9 protein-coding genes and 1 tRNA gene are annotated in these 13,053 nt (G+C 45.9%); 1 reads left to right on the top strand and 9 read right to left on the bottom strand.

What is annotated here, in order from left to right; genetic code table 11:
- Positions 1-31 precede the first annotated feature (31 nt).
- The 7 genes from tviE to actS form a co-directional block, all read right to left on the bottom strand.
- The gene (gene tviE / locus HVZ52_RS04140) at positions 32-1,768 is read right to left on the bottom strand and encodes a Vi polysaccharide biosynthesis glycosyltransferase TviE (RefSeq protein ID WP_181598897.1); all 1,737 of its coding nucleotides are present in this window, start codon (positions 1,766-1,768) and stop codon (positions 32-34) included.
- Positions 1,768-4,263: a Vi polysaccharide biosynthesis protein TviD gene (tviD, locus tag HVZ52_RS04135; RefSeq protein WP_181598896.1), complete on the bottom strand. Its 2,496-nt coding sequence runs from the start codon at positions 4,261-4,263 to the stop codon at positions 1,768-1,770. The genes tviE and tviD overlap by 1 nt, the downstream gene beginning before the upstream one ends.
- A gap of 29 nt (positions 4,264-4,292) precedes the next feature.
- Entirely contained in the window at positions 4,293-5,333 is a 1,041-nt protein-coding gene (gene tviC / locus HVZ52_RS04130; RefSeq protein ID WP_181598895.1) for a Vi polysaccharide biosynthesis UDP-N-acetylglucosaminuronic acid C-4 epimerase TviC, read from the bottom strand.
- Between the two features lie 2 nt (positions 5,334-5,335).
- On the bottom strand, positions 5,336-6,613 hold the full coding sequence (tviB, locus tag HVZ52_RS04125) for a Vi polysaccharide biosynthesis UDP-N-acetylglucosamine C-6 dehydrogenase TviB (protein ID WP_016157409.1): 1,278 nt from the start codon (positions 6,611-6,613) through the stop codon (positions 5,336-5,338).
- A 257-nt stretch (positions 6,614-6,870) separates the two neighbouring features.
- Positions 6,871-7,398: a Vi polysaccharide biosynthesis protein TviA gene (locus tag HVZ52_RS04120; protein ID WP_047499323.1), complete on the bottom strand. Its 528-nt coding sequence runs from the start codon at positions 7,396-7,398 to the stop codon at positions 6,871-6,873.
- Positions 7,399-8,637: 1,239 nt separating this feature from the next.
- Positions 8,638-8,711, bottom strand: a tRNA-Gly gene (locus HVZ52_RS04115).
- A gap of 79 nt (positions 8,712-8,790) precedes the next feature.
- Complete coding sequence (gene actS, locus HVZ52_RS04110) at positions 8,791-9,549, bottom strand: amidase activator ActS (protein ID WP_046274955.1); 759 nt, start codon at positions 9,547-9,549, stop codon at positions 8,791-8,793.
- Positions 9,550-9,715: 166 nt separating this feature from the next.
- Between actS and idi the strand changes: the two genes are divergently transcribed.
- Entirely contained in the window at positions 9,716-10,264 is a 549-nt protein-coding gene (idi, locus tag HVZ52_RS04105; RefSeq protein WP_053389487.1) for an isopentenyl-diphosphate Delta-isomerase, read from the top strand.
- Positions 10,265-10,349: 85 nt separating this feature from the next.
- On the opposite strand, the gene lysS is transcribed toward idi, so the two are convergent.
- On the bottom strand, positions 10,350-11,867 hold the full coding sequence (gene lysS / locus HVZ52_RS04100) for a lysine--tRNA ligase (protein ID WP_005123357.1): 1,518 nt from the start codon (positions 11,865-11,867) through the stop codon (positions 10,350-10,352).
- Between the two features lie 9 nt (positions 11,868-11,876).
- A protein-coding gene (gene prfB / locus HVZ52_RS04095) for a peptide chain release factor 2 (protein ID WP_100250065.1) occupies positions 11,877-12,975 on the bottom strand; the annotation gives its coding sequence in 2 pieces (ribosomal slippage) (positions 11,877-12,899 and positions 12,901-12,975; 1,098 coding nt in all).
- Between the last annotated feature and the right edge of the window lie 78 nt (positions 12,976-13,053).

Below are 13,053 nucleotides of genomic sequence, written 5' to 3'. Positions count from 1 at the left end.
ATGAAATAGCTGAAAAAATGCTGCCCATTAATTAACGAGGCTGAGAGGCAATGGTTTGTACAAACGTTCCCACCATATGTTCAACGGTGAAGCGTTCTTGTAAAAATGACTGCGTCTGTTGGCAAATACCGGTTCTGCTGCGCCATAAATTGACCAACTGTTCTGCATAGCGGCAAGCCTGGTCAAGATTGACCGTCTGTGCATCATCAAGAATGAAACCCGAAACACCCTCAATAAAGCATTCTGCCGATCCACCTGCAGGGGTTGAAATCACCGGCACCCCGACCATTTGTGCTTCAATGAGCACATTGGGTAGCCCTTCATAACGCGAAAACAAAATGAATACGTCCATTTTTTGCAGCCAATACCCCACGTCACGCGAGACGCCAACGAATAGTATTCTCTCCAGAATCCCCAACTGTTCGGCGCGTTTCTGCGCTTCAGCGCGCAAATCACCATCGCCTACCAGCACAAAGCGTGTGGCGGGGTGGTGCTGTAAATAGCGTGCTGCAAAATCAATCCATGCAAAAGGGTTCTTATCGCCTACAAAGCGGAAAACGCCACCAATAGTTGTGTCCGCATCCTGGGTTTTTTGCGTAAACTGCTGCCAGATTTTATGTGGCACCTCAGAAGAGGGGTCGGTAGATGGCGGTAAGACGCCGTTATATACAACCTGGAAGTGCTTCGCCTCCAACTTTAGCCAGTCGGCATAATGGCGGGTCACACAATGGTTGTTACTCATAAAATCAACGCCAGGCACGGCCGCCAGCGCCTGGTAGAGAGGCTCATATTCCGGCTTGAACAGACGCTTTCTCACCACCGGCGGTAAGCCACGTAATCCCAGTTGAATTCTGGGCACGCCAGCAATCAGCGCTGCAAGCGCAATCATCAGACAAGCGCCATCCTGCCAAACGGAGAGATAATCCGGCTTGCGCTCGCATAAGTGGGGGACCAGATGCTTGATGCCGTAGTTACACACCGGCGGCAGATGAGAGAGCAATAAGCGCAACTCCGGAGATTCTATTGTCGCATCGTCAAAGAAGTTTCCGGTAATCTTCGCGATTTCAAGCACCTCGACCTGTTCTTCCAACACTTCTTTCAGGAAAAAGTCTTGTCTGAGTTCCGGTGCCAGGGAGCGAATAATGAGCTCTACCGGCTCTTCTACTTTCAGGCCGCCAATTTTCCCCTGTTGCCGATATTTTCTGGCGATCTCGATAGCCAGCCTGGAAATCTGACGCTCTGCACCGCCGCTACCTAGCGAGCCTGTACAGAGCGCAAGGCGACCAAAAGATCCGACGGGAAGCTGCCGCGGCTGACGATTTCGATAAAACAAGATGGCATGCTTCATTGCAATAATACGGGTGTTGGTCCCCACAGGGATCGCTTCCTCTTCAAGGCGTTCAAGCAAATCGCAGATCTTATTTATTTTGCCTAAATAATTGTTATATTTTTTCTGCACGCCAGTGCTAACCTTTTTAAGAATTTGCTGCGCATCTTTGGCTAGTCCCGCATTATATAAACGCCGCGCATACTCATAACGTGCTTCATCATTGTTTTGTGCAATCAGCGTTTCGTAGAGCGCGTATGCACGCGCCGTTTCATTGAAATCATGAAGAAATTCTGCTTTTTTTAGCATCGCTAATGAAGTTAAAGCCTCAGCCGGTAATTCACTGTCAATTAACGCAATAGCTTGCGCAAGCTTCCTCTCTTGTTTCAATGTTAAAAGCGTTTTCCCTAGCGCAGCTAACTTTTCTTCCTCCGTAATCATTACGACTTCCCTGATATATTTTTTTGTAATGCGGTTATGCAGGTCGAGATCTGCCTTGTCACCGGCTCCGTTGGCCCATTCACTTTCTCCAGTCGCTGCCAATACTGCAAAGCCTGGGTGTAGTCGCGTAAATGCATTGCATTTAATGCGGCATATTTCAAGGCATAGGCATTTTCGCTATCAAAAACGAGTAATTTTTTCGCATAATCCAGATGTTCATAAGACGCGATAGTGCTGCCGCCATCCTTCAGTGACTCATTAAATAATCTGATAATTTGCTTATATTCACGCATCAGGCGAGAAACATCAGGATCAATTCGTTTCAGGCTAATCAATACAGACAATGCTTCATCCAGACGCCCTTCAGTTTTCTTCTGGCGTACATATTTAAGGGCTCTGGTTGCAACATTGCGACACTCTTTCTCAAACAGCTCGTTCATCGAGGCATTCTGGAATGATGGAGAAATGCTCATGACGTTAGCAATCAAATCAATGAGGAACGGAATGTCGTTAATATGACGTATGCTGCGTAACATAATCGACTGCAGGCTGGTAATGTTCGAGTTACGAATCAGGGTCATGTGGGCCAACGTGCACGCATCCTTCCAGGCACCAAGATTCACCAGCGTTCTTGCACAATATACTGTGCTAACAGGATCGAACTCCAGAAGTGGCCACACAATTTTCGCCCCTACCAGGATATTTTCATAATCCTCACGCTCATACATTTCTCTTAATTTCTCGCGCCATGCCGTTTTAACTTCATTATTAAAGCGAGAAATACGTGCATGGGGATAAACCATAAATGCAGAGAAGGTGTAGACCAGCGAAGTACTCAGTGAGACAAAATCATCAACCGAATGTAGCGACAGCGCGGTATTGTTCCATGCCACAAAAACGTCGTGGAGTTTATCTTTATACGAGGTGCTAAGCGCCTGATGATAGCTCATATTCTTGATGCAGAAAGCTGCGTGGATGACGAGACCGGTATCATGAATCGTCGACAATACCGTCAGCGCAAATTCTGACTCATGGCGGAGTAACTGCTCAAGCGCATGCTTGAAAATCAATTCATCACTGAATTTGATTGCCAAAGATAACGCTGTTTCCATAAACGCATCATTTAGGCGCTGCGATTGAATGCCGGCATGGAAAGCTTCGGAGAATGCGTTGCCATCATTGAAATATTGCGTGCTGCTCAGGAAATTAACCCATCCGCTTTGGGTTTCAGGATTCAATAACAGTACACTTTTCCAGTATTGATATGACTTATCAAACAGCTGTAAAGCATCGGCTGAGCCGGCGGCAACGGTAAGGACTTCTTCATCTTCAATTTCATTGGAAAGCATCATCTCGGCCGTCGATAAGGCTTCCCGCCAACGCGCTAATCCATGCAGAGACCTCAGCCGACAACGTAATGTGCTGTCCGTCGTACCGATAATTTTCTCAACATCACTAATATCCTGATAAGCCTGTTCATAATAACCTAAACGGCTGAAGATTACGGACCGAAGTTGGATCAGAACGGGCTCTTGCTGCTGATTTCTTAATGCGGCAAAAAGTTGCTGTGATGCAGCAATAATGTCGCCATCGGCAAGCAGCTTAGTGATCGATAATGTAATCTCACGTATTTGGTCCTGTTTCTCTTGCCGCCTCTCATCAAGATGATGCTTAGTATTGTTGATCACTCCCTTAAAAATAGCCGCAACGATCGCATCACCAAACATGTCGGTATAATGAGTAAGATCGTCGCCATTTTTTTCCAGGGCTCGTTTCTGCCCCCACTTTTCCATCAAATTTGTCGGGTTAACGCAGGGAATATCCATCCTGGCGGCGATGGTCTCGACATTTTTAATCAACCGACTGCGGGACTGAATGACGGTTCCAGCACGAGTCACAGCATCAACATGGGTCATAAACATAACGCGATCGCGACCAAGAAGCTGAATGATTTCCATCATATCCTGTTCGATAGCATGCTCATCCATCTGCTCAACATTAATATTGCTTAATAAGGCACGATCGTCTTCCGACATTCCGGCAAAACAGGGATCGTCTTTGAGATAGGCCAGCAGTTTGTGTTGATTCCCTTGCGTGGCCAGCGACCAGTACACACGCGCTCGCTCTGTTTGGCTAAAGAACTCATAAAAATGACGAGTTATATAATTTTGTTGTAAGCACAACCCATAGGCCATAATCTTCTTCTGACTTGAAATCTCAACGATATAGAAATCAGAACGACTATGAACGTCGGTTTTTGAATAATTTACAGCAGTTCTAAAAATAAAAGGCCGGACCTTTTCAGGAATATCTATCAATCCCAAAATAAAACGGACCTGCTGTAATGCCTCGCTGCTCGTATGCGTAAATCCATATATTTTCTTAAAATTAGCCTTAAAATTAAAATAAGGCTGAGCTCTTTTTACCGGACTCGCGATACGGCAACTACCAATGGCGGTAAGCGTAAACATCTCTGACGATTTCATTAAATTCATCCACGTGAAAAGAAAGTGAGTAGTTATACTCAGGAATACAAAGCAGTCTGTTTATCGATATACCATTTTAGAGTCTGCTTAAGTCCTTCTTTGATATCAAACTCAGGCTCATATGAAAGAAATGTTTTTATTCTGGTAATATCTGCCTGACTATGCTTAACGTCACCGTCACGAAAATCTTTATAAATTGGTTCAGCACTAATTTGTTCGTCCCGCCATAAATTCAACCCATCGCGGATGAGATAATAAAGCTCATTTAGCGAAGTTCTGTCTCCAACAGCCACATTATAGACTTTATTTTTTGAGGCTAAATCATTAGTCGTTGCTGATAATAAATTTGCCTGAATCACATTTTCTATATAGCAAAAATCGCGGCTTGTTGAACCATCGCCATTGATATAAATTGGTTCATCTTTAAGAAGCGATAGTATCCAGCGAGGAATGACTGCAGAGTATGCTCCGTTAGGGTTTTGGCGGCGGCCAAATACATTAAAGTAGCGCAGGCCAATAGTGTTAAAATCATAGCTGCGAGCAAACACCTCGGCGTACAATTCATTGACGTATTTTGTAACCGCATACGGGCTTAATGGCCGGCCGATCCGGTCCTCAATTTTAGGTAAATCGGGATGGTCACCATAAGTACTACTGCTTGCGGCATAGGTGAAACCAGATACATGTGCATCTCTCGCCGCCGTCAACATATTTAAAAAACCATCAATGTTAGCGCTATTTGTCGTGATAGGATCCTGCAAGGAACGTGGTACGCTTCCCAGAGCGGCCTGATGTAAAACGTAATCGACATTCTCACAAACAGCCTGACAATCGGCAAACGATCGGATATCCCCATGAACAAAGGTAAACCGCGACCATTGTTCTTCACTGACAGCGGCACGCACATCCTCTAAATTATGTTGATAGCCAGTTGAAAAGTTATCCAACCCAATTACTGTTTGATTTAAATAGAGTAGTTCTTCTAATAATCCGGAGCCGATAAAACCTGCTACGCCAGTAATAAGCCAACGTTTTGGTTCAAGAACGAGTTGTATTTTTAATTCATCATAGGCTGTCATGATTATAACCTCACATCTGACTGCTCAGGCGAAAGGATATACTTCAAATCATAAAGCACATGTTTATCTTTTCCAAAGCCACGAATATCAGTACTCCCCATCTTCTTAAACTGCTCATGGCCAACGGCAACAATAATGGCATCATAAGAAGCCGCCTTGATTTCCGATACAGGTATAATCCCATATTCCTCTTCGACTTCCTCAGCATCCACCCAAGGGTCAAAAATATCAACATTACAGCTGTAATTACCCAACTCTTTTACAACATCGATAATGCGGGTATTCCTGATATCCGGGCAGTTTTCTTTAAAGGTGAACCCCAGAATCAGAACGTTAGAACCCTCAACATTAATTCCTTTTTTGATCATGGCTTTGATCAACTGTCCCGAAACATAGTTACCCATATTATCGTTCAGTCGACGACCCGCGAGGATAATTTCCGGATAGTAACCGATGCCCTGAGATTTATGAGTGAGATAATAGGGATCGACGCCAATGCAGTGACCACCAACCAGTCCCGGACGGAATGGCAGGAAGTTCCATTTACTTCCCGCTGCTCGCAGCACGGCTTCAGTGTCAATCTCTAATCGGTTAAAGATAATCGCCAATTCATTTACCAGCGCGATATTGAGATCGCGTTGGGTATTTTCAATCACCTTTGCCGCTTCCGCGATCTTAATGCTTTCCGTTTTGTACGTTCCTGCCGTGATGATCTGTCGATAGATCTCATCAACCAGACAGGCCGTTTCTGCAGTTGAACCTGAGGTAATTTTCTTGATAGTTGTCAGACGATATTTTTTATCGCCGGGATTGATGCGCTCTGGGCTATATCCGACAAAGAAGTCTTTGTTAAATGTCATCGCTGACATACGCTCAAGGATCGGCACGCATTCTTCTTCAGTACACCCTGGATATACCGTAGATTCATACACCACGATATCCCCCGGCCTCAGTACTTTGCCAACAGTTTCACTTGCCATAATCAAAGGGGTGAGATCTGGTTGCTTATAATCGTTGATCGGCGTCGGGACGGTAATGATGTAAAAATTGCATTCTCTGATTTCATCAATTGATGAGGTAAACGTCAGATGGCGAGCATCACGTAGCTCTTCTTCTGTGGTTTCGAGATTGACATCGATCCCTTCTTTTAGCTCGAGTATACGTTTATGATTAACATCAAAACCAACCACCTGACGAATTTTCCCAAATTCAGCAGCCAATGGTAAGCCAACATACCCGAGTCCAATAATGGCAATTTTTACATCATCTTTGCTGATCATTACTGATAAGTCCCTTATTTAATAATTATTAACTTTAAATAAATCCCAGATGTTTTCTGGAACGCTACCGCCCCTGACGTTCTTAGCCAGCGTATCTATTCTTATCGAAATCACGACAGTTTCTAGTCTAAGCAAGGCTAGAAATTTTATATTTCCTAATTTTAGTTAAATGGAGGTCGTATGCAGTATCCATTCTAAAACAACAATTAAAGATCGGATCTTTAATTGTAATTCTTAATGAGAAAACGCATAGTTTTTTATTCTGGCAATAGAAGATATCGAGGGTCTCGCACGCCGAATTTAAGAGCGATTTCTTTTCTCCAACGATACAATGTTGACGGCGAGTTCATAAATCTATCCTGAAGCTCCTCCATACCGCTTTCGGTTAAGAAGTACTTCATCTTCATGATATCTTTGTTGCTAATCTTAAAGTTACATTCCCTTCGCCCTGCCGTTATCTTGTCACCATTTCGTCGATATAGGCTTATTTTCTTAATCATCTCCGACACAGATGTTGAGGTATCGAAAACAGCAATAACATTTTTGATATTATCCAACCAAAAAAGAGCCAAAGGCATCAACCGTGAGCTGGAAATGATGATTATGATTTTATTGATATTTTTATTCCGTGAGAAAAAAACCAAGGTGCTACGTAAGCTATATTGATTAAGATTCACGAATAAATAATTTCTTTCGTTTGTAATCAGTGACATTTCATCAATAACACTAGCGGCACCACCCCCAAAGTAAATATCATTAGGTGGCCAGAAATGTTGATACTTCATGAAGCCTCCATAACCTCAAAAAACTCTATTTCATCCATGGAAAGGTAAGTGTCTACTTTTAAGCACACCGACCCTCTAAAAAATACCTAACAATCGAGTAATTGATTTTATTAATATTGCTAAATACATGAGATGAACTTTTACACAACAAGGATGTGATATCAACCCCTCGCCATTCATAGCTAAAAGCTATCAATCACTCATTCTTAGATTTGAATTACTAATGGATATCGGCATTTTAATACGATTATTGGTTGTATTATTAGCACTACCTGTGAAACCGCACTTTCATCTTTTATTCAAAATGAGAAAATTCTCAAAACACAAGGAAACATTTTCTTACAAATTACCAGCATACATACTGGGGTTAAAGGTAGCCTGACTGAATTGTCACCCATGTCTCTACCTTTAAATTCTTAGCTATACCGTGTGAGATTTTAATCAGTACAACTGAAGTCTATCTAACTATATTTGCTATATTTTTCAACAACAATGACATAATATACACAAGGCTAACGAGCCCCCCGGCATAGCAAGCATTCAAAATGGTACAAAGTACTAAACTGACTCGTATATTTTTGTGTATCTACATAATTTCGTGACCGGATAATGAGAACAAAACTAGTCACCTTAAGAAATTATCAGCAGTAATTAAACTCCTGAAGATGTTTTTAACAAAATAGATGTCACCATGTTTATCCAGGTAAAATCATACCAAGTCTAAACCATTTAAAACCTGTTACTGCCGATTAGATAAAATTGACCTACAAAAAGGCTACATTACTTATTTATGAAGAATGACCAATCTTATATCGTGTTAAATAAAGATAACTTTGGAATTATAATCTAACAATTAACTACGTGACCTGTATTAACGTTGATATATTTTCAGACAGACAATCAAACATACTCCTTAAAATTTCTTAAATAAATTCAATTGATTGATAGTTGATTTTTTGTACCACGGGGGAAATGCGATATTTAAGACACCAGTATCGCGAATTGTAAGGATTAACCAGCATATACAAGGCTCTACTATCCGAGAACGTCAAAGATTTCTCTTTGGCCCCTGTGGATAGTTAGTTTCATATGAGGTATCTCCCGCCAGGGGGGCTATCGTCTCCCACAATCGCTTTAGCCTGCATAGTCGTGCATTGAGTCTGTCTGACCGTTAAACAAAGAAACACATTGAGATTACGAAGGATAATTGAATCAGGAGAGTCAGTGAGAAGTAAGTCGTGGAGCGGGCGAAGGGAATCGAACCCTCGTATAGAGCTTGGGAAGCTCTCGTTCTACCATTGAACTACGCCCGCATTGGAGTGCGTAAGGGATTATAAACCTTACGCTCTTCTTGGCAAGGGACTAACTGACTGACTGGCGATTAATTCACCGTCAGCATTTTGGCTTACTGCCCTTTGGTGGCAAATAACGCAGCGGATCGATAGCCGTCGCCCGATAGCGGATCTGGAAATGCAGCCGCACCGTGGTCGCATCCGAGCTGCCCATCGTCGCGATCTTCTGCCCGGCTTTCACGTTTTGACCGTTGTTCACCAACATCGTGTCATTATGCGCATACGCAGTGATGTAGTCCTCACTGTGCTTAATCATAATGAGATTACCGTAGCCCCGTAGCTGATTACCGACATAAACCACCTTCCCGGCTCCGGCGGCATAAATCGGCGTACCGCGCGCAGCTGAGATATCAATGCCTTTATTGCCGCCGTCCGCGGTTGAATAAGGCAGAATCACTTTACCGCTGGCAGGCCACTGCCAGCAACGCTGTCCGACCGGTGGCCAGGAGGATTGCGGTACGGACGAAGATGGTCTGACCGCCGCCGTTTTGGTTGAGGATTTCGTCGTTGTTTTGCCAGAGCCTGAACTGGTTTTCGCGCCGCCGCTGACCTTCAGCTTTTGCCCCACTTCAATGGTATAGGGCGGTGAAATATTATTCAGGCGTGCAAGCTCTTTTACGCTGGTCCCGGTGGCGCGCGAAATACGGTATAGCGTATCTCCCCGCTTCACGGTATACACGGAGCCGGAATAACTTCCTGTATCAGACGACTTGCTCCCGGAACAGCCAGCTAACAGCAGACCGACACACAGCAGCATCGCGATACTCAGGCCATTTTTCTTCAGGCGTCCTGCACTCAAAACAATACCTCGCAACATTTTCAGACGCTTTATCATAGCAGCCAGAAACCGGATGCCAAATCATATCGCGCAACGAAGCGTCGACTCTGGCATTTCACACCCTCTGTTAATCATTCTGACTTAATACAGCATATAATGTGAATGCTTAAGATTGATGGTGGACGCTATGCGACAGGAACATGTCATTTTATTGAATGAGCAGGGCCAGCCCTGTGGAACACTGGAAAAGTATGCGGCGCATACCGCCACAACCCCCCTGCACTCTGCTTTCTCATGCTGGATATTTAACGAGCAGGGTCAACTGCTGGTCACCCGCCGTTCGCTGCACAAAAAAGCCTGGCCAGGCGTCTGGACCAACTCTGTCTGCGGTCACCCGCAGTTGGGTGAAACCACCGAAGCCGCTATTATCCGTCGGGCTAGCTTCGAGCTGGGTGCAGACATCGACTCGCTCAGCCCCGTGTATGCTGATTTTCGTTATTGCGCCACGGATCCGAGTGGAATAGTGGAAAACGAAGTATGCCCGGTTTATGCCGCACATATCGTCAGTGAGCTACAGCTAAACCCAGATGAAGTGATGGATTCCCAGTGGAGCAATCTTGAGGATGTTTTAAGCGGGATTGACGCGACGCCGTGGGCTTTTAGCCCGTGGATGGTAATGCAGGTTTCAGATGTTAAGGCACGAGAGTTACTGCGCAAGTTTGCCAACGGGAATTGATTGCCTGACGGGGCTACGCCCATCAGGCCTACATAACGCATTGTAGGCCTGATAAGGCATCAGCCGCCATCCGGCATTTCACATCTTACTTAACCGGGCGCATTGCCGGGAACAGGATTACGTCGCGGATAGTATGGCTGTTTGTGAACAGCATAACCATACGGTCGATACCAATGCCCAGGCCCGCAGTCGGCGGCAGACCATGTTCCAGAGCGGTAACATAGTCTTCGTCGTAGAACATCGCTTCGTCGTCACCTGCATCTTTGGCGTTAACCTGATCCTGGAAACGCTGCGCCTGATCTTCTGCATCGTTCAGCTCGCTGAAGCCGTTACCGATTTCACGTCCGCCAATGAAGAATTCGAAGCGATCGGTGATTTCCGGATTTTCATCATTACGACGCGCCAGCGGAGAAACTTCTGCCGGGTACTCGGTAATGAAGGTCGGTTGAATCAGGTGCGCTTCTGCAACTTCTTCAAAGATCTCGGTCACGATACGACCCAGACCCCAGCTCTTCTCAACTTTGATGCCGATAGATTCCGCAATCGCTTTTGCAGAATCGAAGTTATCCAGATCGGCCATGTTGGTTTCCGGACGGTATTTCTGAATCGCTTCGCGCATCGTCAGTTTTTCGAACGGCTTACCAAAGTCAAAGACTTCTTCGCCGTAAGGCACTTCAGTCGTTCCCAGAACGTTCTGCGCCAGCGTACGGAACAGCGATTCGGTCAGTTCGATCAGATCTTTGTAGTCCGCATAAGCCATGTAGAGTTCCATCATGGTGAACTCTGGATTATGGCGAACAGAGATGCCTTCGTTACGGAAGTTACGGTTAATTTCGAATACGCGTTCGAAGCCGCCAACCACCAGGCGCTTGAGGTACAGTTCCGGCGCGATACGCAGGTACATGTCCAGATCCAGCGCGTTATGATGGGTGATAAACGGACGCGCTGCCGCCCCGCCAGGGATCACCTGCATCATCGGGGTTTCTACTTCCATAAAGCCACGACCAACCATGAACTGGCGGATACCAGCCATAATCTGTGAACGCACTTTAAAGGTATTGCGGGATTCATCGTTAGAGATGAGGTCCAGGTAGCGTTGACGATAGCGCGCTTCCTGATCCTGCAGACCGTGGAATTTATCCGGCAATGGGCGCAACGCTTTCGTCAGCAGACGCAGCTCGGTGCAGTGGATAGACAGCTCACCGGTCTTGGTCTTGAACAACTTACCTTTCGCGCCGAGGATATCGCCCAGATCCCATTTTTTGAACTGCTCGTTGTAGACGCCTTCCGGCAGATCGTCGCGAGCAACGTACAGCTGGATACGGCCGCCAACATCCTGCAGCGTAACGAATGATGCTTTACCCATAATACGGCGAGTCATCATACGGCCAGCAACGGAAACCTCAATGTTCAGCGCTTCCAGCTCTTCGTTTTCTTTCGCGTCGAAGTCAGCATGCAGTTGGTCTGAGGTATGATCGCGACGGAAATCGTTCGGGAAGGGGATCCCCTGCTCGCGCAGGCTCGCCAGCTTCTCACGGCGCGTTTTCAGTTCATTGTTAAGGTCGGCTACCGCGTCAGCGCCCTGTACGTGTTGTTCAGACATGTTGGTTCCTCATAACCCTGCTTTCAAACTTGCTTCGATAAATTGATCCAGGCTGCCATCCAGCACCGCCTGCGTGTTGCGGGTTTCAACCCCGGTACGCAGATCTTTGATGCGGGAGTCATCAAGGACATAAGAACGAATCTGGCTACCCCAGCCGATATCTGATTTAGTATCTTCCATCGCCTGTTTCTCGGCATTCTTCTTCTGCATTTCCAGTTCATAAAGCTTCGCTTTCATCTGCTTCATGGCCTGGTCTTTGTTCTTGTGCTGGGAACGGTCGTTCTGACACTGCGTCACAATCCCGGTCGGGATGTGGGTGATACGCACCGCAGATTCGGTACGGTTAACGTGCTGACCGCCCGCACCAGAAGCGCGGTAAACGTCAATACGCAGGTCCGCCGGGTTGATATCGATATCAATATCATCGTCAACTTCCGGGTAGACAAACGCAGAGCTGAACGACGTATGGCGACGACCGCCGGAGTCGAATGGGCTTTTACGCACCAGGCGATGTACACCGGTTTCGGTACGCAACCAACCGTAAGCATATTCGCCAGCAATTCTGATGGTCACGGATTTAATACCCGCCACTTCACCTTCAGATTCTTCAATAATTTCAGTCTTAAAGCCGCGCGCTTCAGCCCAACGCAGGTACATACGCATCAGCATGCTTGCCCAGTCCTGGGCTTCCGTACCGCCTGAGCCAGCCTGAATATCGAGATAGCAATCTGCGCTATCATATTCACCGGAGAACATACGACGGAATTCCAGCTGGGCCAGCTTATCTTCCAGCGTATCAAGTTCTGCTACGGCTTCGTTAAAGGTTTCTTCGTCGTCGGCTTCTACAGCCAGTTCCAGCAGGCCGGAGACATCTTCCAGGCCCTGGCTCATCTGATCAAGCGTATCAACGATGGCCTCAAGGGAGGAACGCTCTTTACCCAGCGCCTGCGCGCGTTCGGGTTCGTTCCATACGTCCGGCTGTTCCAGCTCGGCGTTTACTTCTTCCAGACGCTCTTTCTTGGCATCATAGTCAAAGATACCCCCTAAGAACGTTAGAGCGCTCCGTGAGGTCCTGAATGCGGTTATTTACCGGATTAATTTCAAACATTGTCTGATTTCTTTTATTGGACTAGTCAAAATGCGGTTATAAGAGCGGGATTGTAACTAATCCACACCCTTTTTTATA

The organism is Citrobacter sp. RHB36-C18 (assembly GCF_013814485.1).
GTDB lineage: Bacteria > Pseudomonadota > Gammaproteobacteria > Enterobacterales > Enterobacteriaceae > Citrobacter > Citrobacter braakii.
Note: the sequence above shows the minus strand (reverse complement) of the source record. Positions and strands in the feature narration are given on the sequence as shown.

Coding starts and splice junctions, on each gene's coding strand:
- tviE (WP_181598897.1), bottom strand. CDS start 1,768: ATGATTACGGAGGAAGAAAAGTTAGCTGCGCTAGGGAAAACGCTTTTA.
- tviD (WP_181598896.1), bottom strand. CDS start 4,263: ATGAATTTAATGAAATCGTCAGAGATGTTTACGCTTACCGCCATTGGT.
- tviC (WP_181598895.1), bottom strand. CDS start 5,333: ATGACAGCCTATGATGAATTAAAAATACAACTCGTTCTTGAACCAAAA.
- tviB (WP_016157409.1), bottom strand. CDS start 6,613: ATGATCAGCAAAGATGATGTAAAAATTGCCATTATTGGACTCGGGTAT.
- HVZ52_RS04120 (WP_047499323.1), bottom strand. CDS start 7,398: ATGAAGTATCAACATTTCTGGCCACCTAATGATATTTACTTTGGGGGT.
- idi (WP_053389487.1), top strand. CDS start 9,716: ATGCGACAGGAACATGTCATTTTATTGAATGAGCAGGGCCAGCCCTGT.
- lysS (WP_005123357.1), bottom strand. CDS start 11,867: ATGTCTGAACAACACGTACAGGGCGCTGACGCGGTAGCCGACCTTAAC.